This is a genomic window from Halobaculum sp. MBLA0147 (genome assembly GCF_041361345.1).
GTDB lineage: Archaea > Halobacteriota > Halobacteria > Halobacteriales > Haloferacaceae > JAHENP01.
This window is the reverse complement of sequence record NZ_JBGKAD010000001.1, coordinates 1,039,127-1,056,791: the sequence shown is the minus strand read 5'-3', so window position 1 is coordinate 1,056,791 and position 17,665 is coordinate 1,039,127. Positions and strand designations below refer to the sequence as shown.

The 17,665-nt window shown below is 70.5% G+C and carries 18 protein-coding genes; 12 read left to right on the top strand and 6 right to left on the bottom strand.

Annotation, left to right across the window (positions count from 1 at the left end):
- Positions 1 to 33 precede the first annotated feature (33 nt).
- Positions 34 to 429: a methylmalonyl-CoA epimerase gene (gene mce, locus RYH80_RS05060; protein ID WP_370902774.1), complete on the bottom strand. Its 396-nt coding sequence runs from the start codon at positions 427 to 429 to the stop codon at positions 34 to 36.
- 275 nt (positions 430 to 704) lie between these two features.
- Positions 705 to 2,387, bottom strand: coding sequence for an acyl-CoA mutase large subunit family protein (locus RYH80_RS05055; protein ID WP_370902773.1), 1,683 nt, complete (start codon positions 2,385 to 2,387; stop codon positions 705 to 707).
- Between the two features lie 311 nt (positions 2,388 to 2,698).
- Between RYH80_RS05055 and RYH80_RS05050 the strand changes: the two genes are divergently transcribed.
- From RYH80_RS05050 to RYH80_RS05030, 5 genes are all read left to right on the top strand, one after another.
- A complete protein-coding gene (locus RYH80_RS05050) occupies positions 2,699 to 3,664 on the top strand; it encodes a DUF5787 family protein (protein ID WP_370902772.1) in 966 nt (321 codons plus the stop codon).
- Between the two features lie 41 nt (positions 3,665 to 3,705).
- A complete protein-coding gene (locus RYH80_RS05045) occupies positions 3,706 to 4,980 on the top strand; it encodes an ornithine cyclodeaminase, nickel-pincer nucleotide-dependent (protein ID WP_370902771.1) in 1,275 nt (424 codons plus the stop codon).
- A 58-nt stretch (positions 4,981 to 5,038) separates the two neighbouring features.
- Positions 5,039 to 5,407, top strand: a complete 369-nt coding sequence (locus RYH80_RS05040; protein WP_370904656.1) for a universal stress protein — start codon at positions 5,039 to 5,041, stop codon at positions 5,405 to 5,407.
- Between the two features lie 2 nt (positions 5,408 to 5,409).
- Complete coding sequence (locus RYH80_RS05035) at positions 5,410 to 5,949, top strand: GNAT family N-acetyltransferase (RefSeq protein WP_370902770.1); 540 nt, start codon at positions 5,410 to 5,412, stop codon at positions 5,947 to 5,949.
- A gap of 361 nt (positions 5,950 to 6,310) precedes the next feature.
- On the top strand, positions 6,311 to 6,892 hold the full coding sequence (locus RYH80_RS05030; RefSeq protein ID WP_370902769.1) for a response regulator transcription factor: 582 nt from the start codon (positions 6,311 to 6,313) through the stop codon (positions 6,890 to 6,892).
- Between the two features lie 53 nt (positions 6,893 to 6,945).
- Here the strand turns inward: RYH80_RS05030 and RYH80_RS05025 are convergent, their stop codons facing one another.
- Positions 6,946 to 7,398 (bottom strand): universal stress protein, encoded by a 453-nt coding sequence (locus tag RYH80_RS05025; RefSeq protein ID WP_370902768.1) that lies wholly within the window; start codon positions 7,396 to 7,398, stop codon positions 6,946 to 6,948.
- Between the two features lie 179 nt (positions 7,399 to 7,577).
- On the opposite strand from RYH80_RS05025, the gene RYH80_RS05020 reads away from it, so the two are divergent.
- From RYH80_RS05020 to RYH80_RS05005, 4 genes are all read left to right on the top strand, one after another.
- Complete coding sequence (locus RYH80_RS05020) at positions 7,578 to 8,060, top strand: universal stress protein (RefSeq protein ID WP_370902767.1); 483 nt, start codon at positions 7,578 to 7,580, stop codon at positions 8,058 to 8,060.
- Positions 8,061 to 8,221: 161 nt separating this feature from the next.
- Entirely contained in the window at positions 8,222 to 8,884 is a 663-nt protein-coding gene (gene deoC, locus RYH80_RS05015) for a deoxyribose-phosphate aldolase (RefSeq protein ID WP_370902766.1), read from the top strand.
- A 134-nt stretch (positions 8,885 to 9,018) separates the two neighbouring features.
- On the top strand, positions 9,019 to 10,788 hold the full coding sequence (locus tag RYH80_RS05010; RefSeq protein ID WP_370902765.1) for a radical SAM protein: 1,770 nt from the start codon (positions 9,019 to 9,021) through the stop codon (positions 10,786 to 10,788).
- A gap of 32 nt (positions 10,789 to 10,820) precedes the next feature.
- Positions 10,821 to 11,714 carry an MBL fold metallo-hydrolase gene (locus tag RYH80_RS05005; RefSeq protein ID WP_370902763.1) on the top strand — a complete coding sequence of 298 codons (894 nt, stop codon included), beginning with the start codon at positions 10,821 to 10,823 and terminating at the stop codon, positions 11,712 to 11,714.
- 40 nt (positions 11,715 to 11,754) lie between these two features.
- Here the strand turns inward: RYH80_RS05005 and RYH80_RS05000 are convergent, their stop codons facing one another.
- Entirely contained in the window at positions 11,755 to 11,973 is a 219-nt protein-coding gene (locus tag RYH80_RS05000) for a DUF7511 domain-containing protein (protein WP_370902762.1), read from the bottom strand.
- A gap of 174 nt (positions 11,974 to 12,147) precedes the next feature.
- Between RYH80_RS05000 and RYH80_RS04995 the strand changes: the two genes are divergently transcribed.
- Both RYH80_RS04995 and mfnA read left to right on the top strand, forming a co-directional pair.
- Positions 12,148 to 12,930, top strand: a complete 783-nt coding sequence (locus tag RYH80_RS04995) for a YkgJ family cysteine cluster protein (protein WP_370902761.1) — start codon at positions 12,148 to 12,150, stop codon at positions 12,928 to 12,930.
- Positions 12,931 to 13,038: 108 nt separating this feature from the next.
- Positions 13,039 to 14,256 carry a tyrosine decarboxylase MfnA gene (mfnA, locus tag RYH80_RS04990; RefSeq protein WP_370902759.1) on the top strand — a complete coding sequence of 406 codons (1,218 nt, stop codon included), beginning with the start codon at positions 13,039 to 13,041 and terminating at the stop codon, positions 14,254 to 14,256.
- Between the two features lie 99 nt (positions 14,257 to 14,355).
- Here the strand turns inward: mfnA and RYH80_RS04985 are convergent, their stop codons facing one another.
- Positions 14,356 to 15,687 (bottom strand): bifunctional UDP-sugar hydrolase/5'-nucleotidase, encoded by a 1,332-nt coding sequence (locus RYH80_RS04985; protein WP_370902758.1) that lies wholly within the window; start codon positions 15,685 to 15,687, stop codon positions 14,356 to 14,358.
- A 346-nt stretch (positions 15,688 to 16,033) separates the two neighbouring features.
- Here RYH80_RS04985 and RYH80_RS04980 point away from each other — a divergent pair, with 346 nt between their 5' ends.
- Positions 16,034 to 16,567, top strand: a complete 534-nt coding sequence (locus tag RYH80_RS04980; RefSeq protein WP_370904655.1) for a YqaA family protein — start codon at positions 16,034 to 16,036, stop codon at positions 16,565 to 16,567.
- Between the two features lie 45 nt (positions 16,568 to 16,612).
- Here RYH80_RS04980 and RYH80_RS04975 read toward each other — a convergent pair whose 3' ends face one another.
- Positions 16,613 to 17,665, bottom strand: a complete 1,053-nt coding sequence (locus RYH80_RS04975; RefSeq protein ID WP_370902757.1) for a DNA-methyltransferase — start codon at positions 17,663 to 17,665, stop codon at positions 16,613 to 16,615.

Below are 17,665 nucleotides of genomic sequence, written 5' to 3'. Positions count from 1 at the left end.
AGTGGTTCCGGGTCGCGACGGTCACCCGCCGTCTCAGTGTTCGACGAACTCCACCAACACGCCGCCGGTCGAGCCCGGGTGGAGGAACGCCACGTCGTGGCCCCACGCGCCCGGTCGTGGCTCCTCGTCGACCAGTTCCAGGCCCAGCGCCTCGGCACCCGCCAGTGCCGCCGCGGCGTCGTCGGTCGCCACCGCGACGTGGTGGAGTCCCGGCCCCTCGCGCTCGAGGAACCCGGCGACGGCCCCCTCCTCTGTCTGCGGTTCGAGCAGTTCGAGGTACGGCCCGTCGCCGTCGCCCACGTCTAGGAAGACGACGTGGAGGCCGTCGAACGCCTCCTCGTGGGCGATCTCGGTGTCGAACAGGTCCGCGAACAGTGCCGCGAGGTCGGCGGCGTCGTCCGTCGCGACGCCGACGTGATCGAGGTGCATCGGGCGTCCGGTTCGCCCCGCGACAGTAAATACCCGCCGTACGGAGTGCGGTGAACACTCCACCGGTAGACGCCAGGTTCACCGACCGGCGGGCGCGCGCGGTTCTCGCTCTCGTGCGCGAACCGAGCGCGCGAGGGTCTCGCGAACGGAGTGAGTGAGACCTCGTCAGAGCTTGCTCTGGCGTAGGACGAGCGAGCGGAGCGAGCGAGTCGGCTGGGGAGGCGTGTGGGCGGTACGGGTGCGGACGACCGAACGACCGAGCCGACCGGTCGAGACTACGCCCGTCCGGGCTGGTACTCCCCGAACTCGTCGCGGAACACGTCGCAGATCTCGCCGACCGTCGCGTACGCCTTCACCGCGTCGACGATGTACGGCATCACGTTCGCGTCCCCGCGGGCGGCGTCCCGCAGCGCCGCCAGCGCGGCGTCCGTCGCCTCCTGGTCGCGCGTCTCGCGCAACTCTTGGACCCGGTCGATCTGGTTCTGTTCCTCCTCCTCGCTCACGTCCTCCAAGTCCATCTCCGTCTCGTCGTCCTCCACCTCGAACTCGTTGACGCCGACGATGATCCGGTCGCCGCGCTCGATCTCCTGTTGGCGGTCGAACGCCACGTCCTGGATCTCGCGTTGGACGTACTGACTCTCGACGGCCTCCAACATCCCACCGCGCTCGTCCACGTCCGCGATGATCTCGCGTGCCTCCCGCTCGACCTCGTCCGTCAGCGACTCGACGTAGTAGCTCCCTGCCAGCGGGTCGATGGTGTCGGCCGCGCCGGACTCGTGGGCGAGGATCTGCTGGGTGCGCAGCGCGGTCCGGACCGACTCCTCCGTCGGCAGCGACAGCGCCTCGTCTTTCCCGTTCGTGTGGAGACTCTGGGTGCCGCCCAACACCGCCGCCAGCGCCTGGTAGCCGACGCGGACGACGTTGTTCTCGATCTGTTGGGCCGTCAGCGTCGAGCCGGCGGTCTGGGTGTGGAACTTGAGCTGCTTGCTCGCGGGGTCGTCCGGGTCGAACCGCTCCTCGACGATCTTCGCCCACAGCCGTCGCGCGGCGCGGAACTTCGCCACCTCCTCGAAGATGTTGTTGTGCGCCGCGAAGAAGAAGGAGAGCTGTGGCGCGAAGCTGTCCACGTCCAACCCGGCGTCGACGGCGGCCTGTACGTACTCGATCCCGTTGCCCAGCGTGAACGCGATCTCCTGGGCGGCGGTCGCGCCCGCCTCCCGGATGTGGTACCCCGAGATGGAGATCGTGTTGAAGTTCGGCGTCTCCTCGGCACAGAACTCGAAGATGTCCGTGATGAGCCGCATCGACGGCTCGGGCGGGTAGATGTAGAGGTTCCGCGCGATGTACTCCTTCATGATGTCGTTTTGAATCGTCCCGCGGAGTTGCTCGCGGTCGACACCTTGTCGATCGCCGACGGCCACGTACATCGCCAACAGCACCGACGCGGGTGCGTTGATCGTCATCGAGGTGGACACCTCGTCCAGCGGGATGCCGTCGAACACCCGCTCGAAGTCCGCCAGCGAGTCGATGGCGACGCCGCTCTTGCCGACCTCCCCCTGTGCCATCGCGGCGTCGGAGTCGTACCCCATCTGTGTCGGCAGGTCGAACGCCATCGACAGCCCCGAGGAGCCGTTGTCGATCAGGTAGTTGAACCGCTCGTTCGTCTCCGCGGCCGTCCCCATCCCGGCGTACTGCCGCATCGTCCACAGGCGCCCGCGGTGCATCGTCGAGTACACCCCGCGCGTGTACGGCTCCTCGCCCGGGAACCCCAGATCCTCGTCGTAGTCCAACTCCGCCACGTCCGCGGGTGTGTACAGCCGCTTCACCTCTTGGCCACCCGTGTCGGTGGTGAACGTCTCCTCGCGCTCGCCGAACCGGTCGAGTGTCGGGCCGAGCGTCTCCGCCTCCCACTCGTCTTTCTCCTCGCGGATCTGCTCGAGGTCGTCCGGATCGTACATACGTAGTGGGTCGTGGCTCTGGGTCTTCAACCGTTCGCTACGACCTTTTTCACTCCTCGGGGTGGCGCGCTGCGCGCGCCACCCGAGGAAAAAAGCTCGATCAAAAAGGGCCGCGAGCGCGCCGGACGGCGCGCTCGCGGTGGGTGTGCTGGTGCCGCAACCGCACCGCTCCGCCACCGCATCCGCACCGCGCCACTCTGTTCTGCTTCCCCACCACCCCACACCACCCGCACCATCCCACACCACCCCACACCACCCCACACCGCCCCGCCGACACACTACTTTTCTCTGCGTGGCACTACCCACGCCCCGTGGAGTACGGCTTCGAACTCGCGCTGTGTGCCCACCTCGAACGCGACCCCTCCCGCGAGTGGGTGCTCGGCCGCCAACTCGGCGCCGCCGTCGCCGACCCCGGCCGCCGCGTGATCGACGTGGTCGGCCTCGCTCCCGGCCCCGCGTTCGACGACCGCGCCGAGATCGGCACCGACGCCATCCCTCCTGCCGTGATCGAGAGCGACCTCGGCGTCGGCCGCGCGCGCCGCCCCGAGGCCGTCCTCGACACACACCCCGACCGCCGCGACGACGTGGTCGACGCCGCCGTCGACGCCGGCTTCCTCGAACGCGAGTGGCGCGACGGCACCGAACTCGTCCGCCAACCCACCCGCTACCCCGACGACTGGTTCGACACCCTCGTCGGGGTCGAGAACAAGCCCGACCTTGACCGCCCGGGCGACCTCGCGGACCAACTCCGCCGCGACGCCAGCCTCGGGCTCTTCGACCGCGTCGTCCTCGCCACCGCCAGCCACGTCACCCGCGCGCACCTCAACCGCATCCCGGACCCCGTCGGCGTCTGGCGCTTCGACCCCGAGGCGGGGACCCGCGAGGTGGTCCGGGACCCGGAGCCACTCTCGCCCGCCGACGCCGGCCTCGAGGTCGGCGAGCGACGCGCCGCCGCGACCGACGTGCGCGTCGTCTCCGCCGCCGCGAAACGCCGCCGTCGCCGCCGGATCGCCGAACGCGTCTACGGCGGCGGCTGGCGACCGACGACGTACCCCGCCTGCGCCCGGTGTGTCCCGGACGACGACGGCCTCCCGTACTGCGAGGCGTTCGAGCGCGTCGTCGACCCCGGCCACGACTGCGGGGCGGACTGTCCGCGCCACGACCCCGCCGACCCGCCCGCGGTCGACGTGGCGCGGCTCCGAGCCGAGCGCACCCCGTGGGTCCGCGACCCCGACGGCGTCGCCCGTCGGCAGGCTGGCCTCGACCGCTTCGGGTGAGCAGACGAACGCTTAACTCCGCCACCCGCGTCGGTAGGGCCGTGCCAGAACGGACCGTCGAACTCACCGGGCACGTCATCGACTCGGGGACGATGCAACGCGCCTTCGGTGTGGTGATGGACATGGGCGGGGAGTTCCACGTCGAACAGTTCGACGTGGGCTCGCGGAAAGACGAGACCTCCTACTGCCGGATGACCGTCGCCGCCGACACCGCCGCCGAGTTGGAGTCGATCCTCCACGAACTCCACCAGAACGGCGCGACCGTCGCGGACCCGGTCGACGCCGCGGTGGAACACGCACCCGCCGACCGCGTCGTCCCGAAGGACTTCTACTCCACCACGAACCACCGGACTGAGGTCCGCTACGACGGGGCGTGGATCGCGGTGGAGGGCACCGAGATGGACTGTGCCGTGGTCGTCGACCCGGACGCCGAGGGCGGCCCGCGGGCGTACACGGAACCGCTCTCGGGCGTCGAGGCCGGCGACCTCGTGGTCGTCGGCGAGGCCGGCGTGCGCGTCCACCCGCCGGAGCGCCCGCGCGACGCCGAGGGCCCGTTCGGGTTCATGCAGGGTGGGGTCTCCAGCGAGCGCCCCTCGGAGTCGCTGGTGCGGGAGATCGCCGAGGTGATCGTCGAGACGCAGGCCGACGGCGGGAACGTCCTCGTCGTCCCCGGGCCGGCGGTGATCCACGCCGGTGGCCGCGACGCGCTGGCGGAGTTGGTGCGAGCGGGCTACGTCGACGCGCTCTCGGCGGGCAACGGGTTCGCGGTCCACGACCTCGAACGGGACCTCTACGGTACCTCGCTCGGGCTCGACGTGGAGACACTCGACCACCCGCGCAAGGGGCACAAACACCACATCTACACCATCGGGTCGATCATCCGCGCGGGGTCGATCCCCGCCGCGGTCGAGGACGGACTGATCGACTCCGGGGTGATGTACGAGTGTGTGACGGGCGACGTGCCGTACGTCCTGGCGGGCTCGATTCGCGACGACGGGCCGCTGCCGGACACGATCACGGACACCGTCGCCGCGCAGGGCGCGATCCGCGAGCAGGCGCAGGACGCCGACGTGGTGTTGCTGCTCGCGACCCTGCTCCACTCCGTCGCGGTCGGCAACTGTCTCCCCTCGGACACGCCGACGATCTGCGTCGACATCGACCCCGCGACGGTCACCCAACTCGTCGACCGTGGCTCGGCGCAGGCCACCGGGATGGTCACCGACGTGGGGATGTTCCTCCCACGACTCGTCGAGGCCGTCGAGGCGGTGGAGCCGGGTGACGACACCGACGGGAGCGGAGACGACACCGGTGGGTGACGACGCGGGCGACCGCCGGACGGCAACCTTTTGTTCGTGGCAGGTGCCACCACGGGACGTGAAAGTACTCCTGGGGATCGGTGGCAGCGCGGACTCGCTGACCGCGTTGGACGCGACCGTCGAGCGCGCGCTGGCCGCCGGTGACGAGCTCACGGTGGCGGTCGTCGAGAACCCGCAGTCGGACCGCTCGACGGACGAGATCGTCGATCGGGTCCGCGCGACGCTGACGGACGTGCCGCTGGAGGCGGAGGTGCGCCGCGTCGAGGGTGACGCGGGGAGTCGTCTCGTGGAGATCGCGGAGGCAGAGGGGTTCGACCAGATCGCACTCGGCGGCGGCGAGACCAGCCCGATGGGGAAGATCAACCTCGGCTCCATCGCGCAGTTCGTCCTCCTGAACGCGCCGGTGTCGGTGAAGTTGGTACGGTGACGATGACGGATCGTCTCTACCCGGACGAGTCTGCCGGCCCGTACGACCCGCCGCCGGTGACGACGACGGACGACGAGGGTCGCACGATCGAGTTGCGGGCCTTCGACGGCGGCGACGACGAGCGCGAGGCGCTGGTCGCGATGTACGAGGACTTCGACGCCGCCGACCGCGCACAGGGGATCCCGCCGGGCGGCGAGCACCGCATCCGCGAGTGGCTCGACTCGATCCTCACCGACGACTGTTACAACGTCCTCGCGTGGGACGGCGACGAGGTGGCGGGCCACGCGACGCTCGTGCCCGACGAGGACGCCTACGAACTCGCGATCTTCGTCAACCAGCCGTACCAGGGGGTCGGGGTCGGCACCGTCCTCATAGAGACGCTGTTGGGGCACGGCGCCGCCGCCGGTGTCGAGCGGGTCTGGCTCTCCGTCGAGCGGTGGAACCGCGCTGCCGTCGGCCTCTACAAGAAGGTCGGCTTCGAGACCAGCGACGCCGAGTCCTTCGAGTTGGAGATGGCGGCGCGGCTCGCGCCACCGGAGTGAGACCCACACGATCCGCGCGGCTCGCGCCACCGGAGTGAGACCCACACGATCCGCGCGGCTCGCGCCACCGGAGTGAGACCCACACGATCCGCGCGGCTCGCGCCACCGGAGTGAGACCCACACGATCCGCGCGGCTCGCGCCACCGGAGTGAGACCCACACGATCCGTGCAGCACACGCGGCTCGGGCGACCCACACGATCCGCGCGGCCCACGCGGCTCGTGCGACACACGAGCCCTCCCCGAACACCGGGTAGCGTCGTCGAACCGGTCGTCTGACGGCGTCGACGACTCGTGGATCCAGGTCCGTCCGCCGTACCGCGTGATTTACCTACACCCGTCCGTACTGTGAAGACGAGAGGGATGGAGTCCACCGAGCAGTCGGCGACGGTGTTGGTCGTCGACGACGAGACCGACCTGACCGCGCTGTACGCGACGTGGTTGGAGTCGGAGTACGAGGTCGTGACGGCCACGAGCGGCGAGGAGGCACTCGAACGGGTGGACGGCGACGTCGACGTGGCGCTGTTGGACCGACGGATGCCGGATCTGTCGGGCGACGAGGTGCTCGCGGAGATCCGTCGCCGGAGCGTCGGCGCGCAGGTGGCGATGTTGACCGCCGTCGAACCCGACACGGACATCGCCGAGATGCAGTTCGACGACTACGTCACCAAGCCGGTCGAACGCGAGGAGGTGCACGCGGTCGTCGAGGTGCTGTTGGAGCGGCGCACCTACGACCGCAAGAGTCGCGAGTTCTTCGCGCTCGCCTCGAAGAAGGCCGCCTTGGAGTCGGCCAACGAACACGACTCCGAGGAGTACGAGGCCCTCGTCGAGCGGATGGCGGAGATCCGCCGCGAGATGGACCGTACACTCGACACGCTCACCGCCGAGGAGGCGTTCGCACAACTCGACAGCGACGGCGAGTTCGACTTCGAGGACGAGTTCTGACCGGCAGACTTCCGATCGGCGGACGTCCGAGCGACCAGCCGACGAGACGCGTCTCAGACGGAGAGGACGGGCTGACTCGCGTACAGGAGGACGTACTCGGCGGCCTTCTCCAGCACCTCGCCGGGTTCCCCGGCGACGGGTTCGCGGGGGACGACGAGAAAGTCGGCGTCGATCTCCTCGGCGGTGTCGAGGATGGCGCTGCCCGGGTGTGTCGTCTTCCGGCGGGTCGAGAAGCCGTAGGCGATGGCGGTCGAGACGGGTACGTCCGCGGCGGCACACTGCTCGCGGACCGTGTCGGTGAACGCCTCCGTCTCCTCGGCGACGGCCTCGTGGTCGACGGCTCCGGTCTCGATGGCACGGACGACCTCCTCGCCGAGGACGTACACCGCGTGGAGGGCGGCGTCGTACCGCCGGGCCACCGCCACCGCGTACTCGACCGCCTCCAGCGACTCCTCGCTCCCGTCGACCGGGACCAGCACGCGATCCACCGCCAACGCGTCGTCCATACTCGTGGGTGTGTGGGCCTCGTCAAAGACCTTCCCCTCCCCGGTGGAGCGGCCCGCGGACGATCTAGCCGATCCGGACGGTCCAGACGCCCCGAGCGGTTCGACCCACGTGGTACCGCTCGTCGCCCCGCGCCCGACGACCCGGCGCGTTTTTCACGGGTGCCGGCGAAGTCCGTCGTGTGATCGACACCATCGTCATCGCCACCGACGGCTCCGCCAGTGTGAGTCGTGCCGTCGGCGCGGCGTTGGATCTGGCCGAGCGGTTCGACGCGTCGGTCCACGCGCTGTACGTCGTCGACGCCAGCGAGGTGGACTCCTCGCCCGCGGCCGTCCGCGACCAGATGCGCAACGCGCTCCAGGAGCGGGGCGGCGAGGCCATCGTCGAGGTGCAGCGTCGTGCGGCCGATCTCGACTGTGACGTGACCGGCGTCGTCCGCGAGGGGCGCCCCGCGACGGAGATCTCCGACTACGCCCGCGAGATCGGTGCCGACGCCGTCGCGGTCGGCACGCGCGGGCGCCACGGCGAGAACCGCTTCCTGATCGGGAGTGTCGCCGAGCGCGTCGTCCGCTCGTGTCCAGTCCCCGTGTTGACCGTCCGCCAGTTGACCGAGGCCGACGGGGTGGACCCGGACGCCGAGGGGTCTAGCGCCGCGACGGTCTGAGACGGACCAGCGGTGGCGGTGGTACCGCCACGCCGAACCGAGTCGGAACCGGTCGCGCCGTCACCCGACTCGACCCGCTCTGGGTTCGACCCCACGCTGCCCCGTCTCGCTGCCCGTGCCCTCTCGACACTTTTTCCACCGAGCCGCGAGACGGGCCGCGCATGTCAGAGGATCGGTTTGCGTCGCTGTCGGCGTTCGCCGAGACCATCGACCACACGGTGCTGGGACCGGAGACGACACTGGCCGACGTGCACGTCTGTCTGGACGAGGCGGCCGAGTACGGACTCAACGCCTGTGTGCCGCCGTGTTACGTCGCCGAGGCGGCCGAGTACGCCCCCGAGGTGACGCTCGCGACGGTGATCGGGTTCCCCCACGGTCAACACGCCACGGCAGCGAAGGTCGCCGAGGCGGAACGTGCCCACGCCGACGGTGCCGACGAGCTGGATCTGGTGCTCAACGTCGGTCGCCTCCTGGCGGGAGAGACGGAAGGCGTCTGTGTCGACGTCGCGGACGTGGTGGACGCGACCCCGCTGCCGGTGAAGGTGATCGTCGAGACGGCACTCCTCTCGGAGGAGCAGAAACACACCGCCGGCGAGCTGGCCGTCGAGGCGGGTGCCGACTACCTGAAGACCTCGACGGGGTTCGCGGACGGCGGCGCGACGGTGCCGGACGTGGAACTGTTGAGCGAGTACCTCCCGGTGAAGGCCTCCGGCGGGGTCGGCTCCTACGAGGAGGCACGGGCGATGTTGGACGCCGGTGCCACCCGGATCGGTGCCTCCTCGGGCGTCGAGATCGTCCGCGGGCACCCCGACGCGGAGTCGTGACGGCGGCCGAAGAGGGGACGCGTACGACCGACGGACGGCCGTCGCACCGTGGGGCCACGCCGCCGCTCGTCACCAGTGAGTGGGCCGCGCCCCGGACCACACCGTTTTAGCCGCCGAGCGGCCAAGGCTCGCACGTGACGACAGCCCCCGCACAGCTCGACGTGACCATCGTGGACGGCTACGTGGACGAGCCGGCCCACTTCGGCGTGCCGCCGTACGTCTCGACGTACCCCCGGTACACGGCGGGTGCGCTCGTCGACGCCGGGGTCCCTCGCGAGCAGATCACCTACCACACGATCGACGAACTCCGCGAGACGCCCCGCAAGCGCGGGGACGTGGCCGACGCGGACCTGCTGATCTACGTCGGCGGGATGACCGTCCCCGGGAAGTACGTCGGCGGCACTCCCGCGGAACCGGACGAGGTGAAGGAACTCGCGTGGACCGCCGACGGCACGACACTCCTGGGCGGCCCGGTCCGGTTCGGCGTCGGCGACGAGAACGCCGGCGCACAGGACATGGAGCGCGACGACCTGGACTACGACTTCGTCTCGATGGGCGACGTGGAGGCGGCCGCCTACGACCTGGTCCACAACGGGCTGGAGGGGTACACCGACCGGATCCGGACGTACGACGAGGTGGCCCGGTGGTCGAACACCGGGGCGTTCGTCGTCGAACAACACCCGAACCACCCGGAGTACCTGATCGCGGAGTTGGAGACCTCTCGCGGGTGTGCCTACCGGTGTTCGTTCTGTACGGAACCGATGTACGGCGACCCGGACTTCCGGACCGCGCCGGACGTGGTCGCGGAGGTGGACGCGCTGTCGGACCACGGCGTCCGCGACTTCCGGATCGGTCGCCAGGCGGACATCCTCGCGTTCGGCGGCGACGGGGAGGCACCGAACCCCGAGGCGCTCCACGACCTCTACGCCGGTATTCGCGAGGTGGCGCCCGACCTGCGGACGCTCCACCTCGACAACATGAACCCCGTCACCATCGTGGAGTACCCGGAGGCGTCCCGCGAGGCGATCCGGACCATCGCCGCGTACAACACCCCCGGTGACACGGCGGCGTTCGGCTTGGAGAGTGCCGACCCGGTCGTGCAAGACCAGAACGAACTGCTCGTCACCGCCGAGGAGTGTCTGGAGGCGGTCCGCGTCGTCAACGAGGCCGGCGGCTGGCGTCCCGGCGAGCAGCCGGCGGCGGCACCCAGCTACGGCGCCGACGCGCCGCGGCGACTCCCGAAGCTGCTGCCGGGGATCAACCTGCTCCACGGACTGATGGGCGAACGCGAGGAGACGTTCGAGCACAACCGACGGTTCCTGCAGGACGTGTTGGACGAGGGGCTACTCGTGCGCCGCGTGAACATCCGGCAGGTGATGGCGTTCGAGGGGACGGACATGGCGGAGGCGGGGGCAGACATCGCCCGCGACCACAAGCGGCAGTTCAAAGAGTACAAACGGGAGGTGCGGGAGACGTTCGACCGCCCGATGCTCGAACGGGTCGCCCCGCCGGGGACGGTCCTCCCTGGTGTCCACACGGAGTACCACGATGACGGGACGACGTTCGGCCGCCAGCCCGGCACGTACGCGCTGTTGGTCGGCATCCCGGGCGAGCGGCCGCTGGGCGAGACGCTGGACGTGGCCGTCGTCGACTGGGGGTACCGGTCGATCACGGCCGTCCCGTACCCGCTGGACGTGAACGCGGCGTCGATGGACGAGTTGACGGCGATCCCGGGGATCACGCGCGCCGCGGCGGGTGACCTGGTCGTCGGACGGCCGTACGAGCGCGTCGCGGACGCGGCGAGCGTCGTCGACGCCGACGTGCCGCTCTCGCGGTTCCTCACCGCCGACCCGGCGGGCGCGACCGTGCCGGGCCACGGCGAGACGCGCGGGTCGGCGGACTGAAGCCGACTGCGCCACTCGGTCGAGGCGAGCAGATGTACGTCGACACCTTCTCGTTGGACGTGTCCACCCGTGCCCCGACGGGCCAGACGAACGCGTACCTCGTGAGCGGCGAGCCGGTGGTGGGCGACACGGACGCCGGACCACGGTCGGACGACACGGATCACGAACCGCCGTCCGACGACGCGGACGCCGAGTCGGGGACGGCGGAGAGAGCGGACACCGATCCCGAGACGGAGACGCTGTTGATCGACCCCGCCGCTCGCTCGGAGACGCTGGACACGGTCGTCCACGAGAAGGGACTCGATCACGTCGCCGTCACGCACACGCACCCGGATCACGTCGACGCCGTCGCACACTACGCGACGACGACGGACGCGACGGTCTGGGCGCGCCGCTGGCGGACGGACCGGTTCCGCGAGGCGACGGGCGTCGACCCGGACCGTACCTTCCTCGACGGCGACGCCGTCGGCCCGGCACGAGTCTCCGACACGCCCGGGCACGCGCCGGACCACGTCGCCTTCGAGACGGCTCGGGGTGTGGTGTGTGGGGATCTCGCGGTCGCCACCGGCAGCGTCGCCGTCGCGGCGCCGGAGGGTGACGTACGTGCGTACCTCGCGTCGCTGCGCCGCCTGCTCGCACGGGACCCACCACGACTCTACCCCGGACACGGCCCGGTGATCGACGACCCGCGGGGGACCTGCGAGCGGCTGCTCGCACACCGGCGCGACCGCGAGCGGGCGGTCCGCGAGGCGGTCGCCGGCGGCGCGCGCGACCTCGAGAGTGTCGTCGACGACGCCTACGAGACGGACGTGTCCGGCGTGCGAGACCTCGCACGGGCGACGGTGGTCGCGCACCTCGAGAAACTGGCCGCCGAGGGTCACCTGCGTTGGGACCCGACGACGGAGCGGGTGTCGCCCGTGACGTGATCGTGGAGGCGGTCGGAGGGCGGTACGCTGGCGGCGGGGACTACCGGAGGTCGCGGAGGTCGACGAAACTGCCGTCGTTGGCGGTGATCCAGTGGGTGAGGAGGTCGTCGTCGTCGGCCGCGGCCGGGAACACCGTCCGGCGATCTGGCTCCTCGTCGTACGTGACGAGTTCGGAGTGGAGGGCTCCGTCGCCGTCGGCCGCGTCGGCGGTGTGGTCGGACCGAGTAGTCCCCGTGACGGGATCGGTGTCCGCTGCCATACGAAGCAGTTCGTCGGTATGGTACTTAATCCTCGCTAAGTCGCGTCGTGGGCCGTCGGGAGTCGAGAGAGCCTGGGTGTGTCGTCCGTAGCCGTACGGAGAGACGGGCCCGTCTCCCGACGCGTGTCGTGGACGCCCCGAGAGTCTTTTCGGCGTCCCGACCCCAGCGAACCCGTGGAGTCGTTGGAGACGGAGCTGGAACGAGCACGCGCGCTGGACGTGGACAGCCTCGCCGCCTCGATCCGCGAGATCGGCTTCGAGTGTACGCGCTGTGGCGCCTGTTGTAAGGCGGAGGCGGACGACCCCCACACGGCGACGGTGTTCCCCGACGAAGTCCGGCAGGTCCAGCGTGCCGCGGCGGGACTCGACGACGCCGATGCCGACGACGCCGACGACACCGACTCGGACGACCGCGCGGACGGCGCTGCCGGCGGTAGTGGCGGTGCCGGCGACTCGTCCGCGACCGACCCCGAGGCGGAGTACGACTGGCGTGACGTGGCGCGGCCGATGCCGTACGGGATTCGCGAGGGGCCGGACGGGCCGACCGGGGAGACGTTCGAGTGGGCACTGGCGACGGACGACTGCGGGGACTGCACGTTCTACGAGGAGGCCGCGGACGGCACCGGCGCGTGTTCCGTCCACGAGGATCGCCCGCTCGTCTGCCAGACGTACCCGTTCAGCGTCGCGCTCGGCGGGACCAGCCAACCGATGGGGGAGGCGGTCGACGAGGACGGCGTGGTCCGCGCCCACGAGTGCGAGGGGCTCGGCCGCGACATCGACCGCGAGGCGGCCCGCGAGTTGGCGGCGGCGCTGAAGGAGCGTGCCGTCCGCGAACTCGAGGAGGCCATCGCCGTCCGGGACTCCTACGAGCCGACGGACGCCGACGGGGTCGTCGTCCACGACTCCGAGGGGGCTAAACGCCCGGACGGCCGCCCGTTGGGCCCCGACGCCGACTGAGCCACCACACCACTCCGGCGCTGTCTGTGCTACCGCCCCCGACACTCTCGTCGCTCCCGGCGTCGGAAACCGAACCGATGAAATCCCGGGAGCGACGACACTGGTGCGATGCAGACGGGTGTCGCCGACCACCGACCACAGTCGTTCGACCGGGTGCTGTCGTCGATGTGTACCGAGCCACACCCCGCGGCACGGGCGGCTGCGGAACGCTTCCTCGCCACGAACCCCGGCGACCCGGCGACCTACCAGACCGTCGCGCGTCTTGAGGCCGCCGTCGTCGCGGACCTCGCACGGCTCGCGGACCACCCGGTGGTCGGACCGAACGACCCCACGGTGGCCGGCGACGCGGGCGTGGCGGTGCCGACGGACGACCTCGGCGCGGGACCGTCGACCGACGACGCGAGCGTGGCGGTCTCGACGGACGACGGTCCGACGGAGCCGACCTACGGCTACGTCACCAGTGGTGGGACGGAGGCGAACGTCCAGGCGATCCGCGCCGCACGCAACCGGGCGGACACCCGCGACCCGAACGTCGTCGTCCCCTCGTCGGGCCACTTCAGCTTCACCAAGGCCGCCGAACTGCTCGGCGTCGAACTCCGCGAGGCCCCGACACATCCCGTCGACAGTGATCCGACGAAGGCCGGCCGTGTCGACGTCGACGCCGTGCGGGCGGCGGTGGACGACGACACCGTCGCGGTGGTCGGCGTCGCGGGCTCGACCGCGTACGGGCGCGTGGACCCGATCCCGGAGTTGGGTGAGATCGCCAACGAGGCCGGGGTCCACCTCCACGTCGACGCGGCGTGGGGTGGGTTCCACCTGCCGTTCACGGACCACGCGTGGTCGTTCGCGGACGCGCCGGTGGACTCGCTGACGATCGACCCACACAAACTCGGTCGCGCGGCGGTGCCGGCCGGCGGGCTGCTCGTACGCGAGCCGGCGACGCTGGACGCACTCGCCGTCGACACGCCGTACCTGGAGACCCACGCGCAGGCGACACTCACCGGGACGCGGTCGGGCGCCGGCGTCGCCTCCGCCGCGGCCGCACTCGACGCCCTGTGGCCGACGGGCTACCGGGCGGACTACGACCGCGCCGTCGAGTTGGCCACGTGGCTGAGTGAGCAACTCCGCGACCGTGGGTTCGCGGTCCGGCCGCGCGACATGCCGATCGTCGCCGTCGCGCTCCCGGAAGGACTCGTCGACGACCTCCGAGCCGCCGGCTGGCGACTGTCGCCGACCGCGGCCGGCGAGGCGCGTGTCGTGCTGATGCCCCACGTCGACCGCGAGTCGCTGTCGGCGTTCCTCGCGGATCTGGATCGGTCGCGGTGACGCTCGGTCCGAGACACGCCGTCGATGTTCGAACCTGTGCCCGGTGTCTCGTGTCGTCCACCGTGCCCCGGTTCGCGGGACGGTGACGCCGCCGCCGTCTCACCAGCCACTGGATCGGACATCCTCGAGGAACAACTCGTGGAGTTGCCCGTGTCGCTCGGTGATCACCTCCGTCCCCAGCGACGCGAGCGGTCCCCGTTCGACCGCGCCCGCGACGAGCGCGAGGTGGACGGGGTCGGCGTCTGTCGCGACAGTTCCACGTTCGGGGTCGGCTCCGTCCCACACTGTCCGGTCGAGAGGATCGTCGGGGTCGTCCGCGGCCGTGACGAGACGCGTCGCCACCCGACGGGGGACCGTCACCGTCGCCGTCGGGAGTCGGAAGGGGACGACGCCGATCAGGTCGGCTGTCGTGACTGTTCCGGCGAGTCGTCCTCGAACCGCCAGCGCGGGGACCACGGCGAGGTCGGCGTCCGTCTGCCGACGCAACGCGACACAGACTCGTCGTCTGACCGCGGGACTGTCGTGTGAGGCCGAGACGGCCGCCACCGTCGCGTCCAGTCCGAGCCGAGACCGTTCGCGATCGTACCACTCGGTGACACTCGTGTGCGGTGTGACGTCGTCGAGGTCGTGGACGTGGACGGTCGGCCCCCCGAGGTCGATCGCGAGTGCCGCTCGTCCGTGGCCCGCGGTGCGCGCGACCGTCGTCCCCGCCGTCTCGAACACCTCGTGCCTGTGGTCGTGCCCCCCGAGGATCAGGTCGACCTCACACTGACGGGCGATGGTCTCGTCCGTCCCGCCACAGTGAGAGACGACGACCGAGTGGTCCACTCCTCTGTCTTCGAGACTGTCGACGGCGTCGTGGACGTGCGGGACGGGGTCGGTGGCGGACAGCGCCGGATCGACACTCGAGTCGCCAGCCGTGTTCGCGGCGACGAGTCGTGCCATACGCGCCACCGCCGGGTGTGTGACGCCGACGATCCCGACTCGGTCTCCAGCCCGCTCGAACACGGCCGTCTCGTCGAACGCGTCCGTGCCCGAGAGGTTCGCGGCGAGCCACTGCCCGGCAGTCGCCGACTGAACCACCTCGAGGTGAGCGTCACCGGCGTCGAGGTCGTGGTTCCCCGGCACGTGAACGTCCGGTTCGACCGCGTCGAAGAGCGGAAGCGCCGGATCGACGGGGTGATCGATCACCTCCGACTCCGCCGAGTCGGGAGCGAGTCGGCCGCTCGGTCCCGATTCGATCGTCGGTTCACCTCCGGGATCGTCGCTCGCCAGTGAGAGTGCTCCCAGCGCCGTCGAGTCGCCACCGTCGAGGACGATCGGGTCGTCCCCGCCAGTGAGGAACTGCGCCACACGCCCGATCCGCTCCGGGTCGTCGTAGGCGCGTTCGAGGTCGTTGACGTACCTGATTTGTGGTGAGTCGCTGGACACGGTTGGACGGGCTCGAACGGGAGTGTAAATACCCCCGTCGTGTCTCTGTGAGCGATTCACTGCAGTGGTGTCTCGGTGAGCGGGCACTCCGACAGTGTTCCTGCGAGCGAACCCCGCGAGCGTGTGTCTCTCCAATCGTCCACGACACCCGGCGGTCTCCGGCGAGACACTGTCTGTCGTCCGTTGGCTACGGTGTCCTCGTCGGAGACGACACGAACCGTCGGAGTTTACTACACGTGGCACCCCCTGTCGACCAGTGACAGCGTTCCCCGCCGCGGACCCCGCGTCCCTCTCCAGCGTCGTCGCAGCCGTCGCGAGTACGCCGCTCGCCGGGGCGGCGCCGGCCGTGAGCCTCGCCGACTTCGCGTGGCTCGAACGCGTCGTCGAGGAGGCGACCGGCTGGCCGGGACTGGTGATCGTCTTCGTCTACTCGTTTCTGATCGCGTTCGCGCTGCCGGGCGTCAGCGAGGTCGTCCTCTTGGCGCCGCTCGACTTGGGACTAGGTTTCTGGGGACGGATGGCCGTGTTGACGTTCGTCTCCGGGCTCGGGAAGGCCGCCGGGTCCGTGTTCGCGTTCCACATCGGCCAGGAGGCGAAGGAGGCGGGTCCGATTGTCCGGTTCCTGCGGCGCTCGCGGTTCGACGTGATCGAGTGGTCGGAACGCCGCACGGTCGAGATCGCCCGTCGGTACGGCTACGCCGGGCTCGCGGCGGCGCTGTGTGTCCCCGGGTTCCCGGACACGCTCTCGATCTACGCGTTCGCCGTCTTGGAGGAGGACTACGCGAAGTTCGCGGCCGCGACGTTCGTCGGGAGCGTCGGCCGACTCGTCGTCACGCTCGCGCTCGCACAAGTTGGCTTCATTGCACTGACCGGGGTCTGAGCCCGTCGCGGGACTGGCCGATGTCCGAGATGTTCTCCGACCAGTTCACTGCTTGCCGTCGACGAGTTCGTGTTCGACCCGGTAGCCACCCGAGACACGCGACACGTCGGCGACCGTGTACAGCCGGATGCGCCGCTCGCGGCTGGACACCACGTCGAAGTCGTAGTGTTCGGCCTCGTACTCCGTGGCCTCCCGCTCGGCGACGTACTCGCGGTGGTCCGCGAGCCGTCTGTCGACCCGTTCCTGAGCCCACGAGCGGACGCCGTCGACGCGGTCGTCGAACTGCGTCGGGAGTCCCGGTTCGACTTCGACGCCGACGGAGTCGCGTGCGGCCGCCATCGCCGCCAGCGTCGTCGTCCCGGTTCCCCAGAACGGGTCCAACACCGTGTCACCGTAGACGGAGTACATCGAGATCAGTCGGTAGGGCAACTCCACCGGGAACGCGGCTAACCGCTCTCTGGGTGTCGCCTCGTCGGCGGCCTGCGAGGCGGCGTCCAACCCGTCCCACAGGTCCGAGAACCAGCGGTTCCGCTCCTCGTGGAAGTACGACGCCTCGTACCGGTCCGGGTCGCTCGCGGGGAACGACCGTCGCCGTCCGTTCCGGAACACGAGCACGTGTTCGTGTTCCAGCGTGACGTACGCGTTCGGTGGGAGCGTCCCCGACCCCATGAACTTCGCGGGTGCGTTCGTCGGTTTCCGCCACAACACGCCCGGGAGTTGGCGGAACCCGGCGGCGCGCATCCGCTCCGCGACGCGGGCGTGGTTCGGGTACAGCCGGAACTCGCCGGCGACGGTCCGCGTGGCGTCCCCGACGTTGACACACGCGATTCCGCCGTCGACGAGCACCCGCTGGAGTTCCGCCCACGCCTCGTCGAGCAGGCCGTGCATCAGGTCGAACGCACGCGGCCCCTCGCCCGCCTGCAACGCCTCCGCGATGCGCGGGTCTTGGGCCGCGAACAGGTCGTCCCACTGTTCGATCATCGGGTACGGCGGCGAGGTGACGACCAACTCGACGCTGTCGTCCGGCAACGGGAGCCGTCTGGCGTCCCCGAGACACACTCGGTGGGTGGTCGTCGGGGCCGCGTCGTCGGTTCGCAT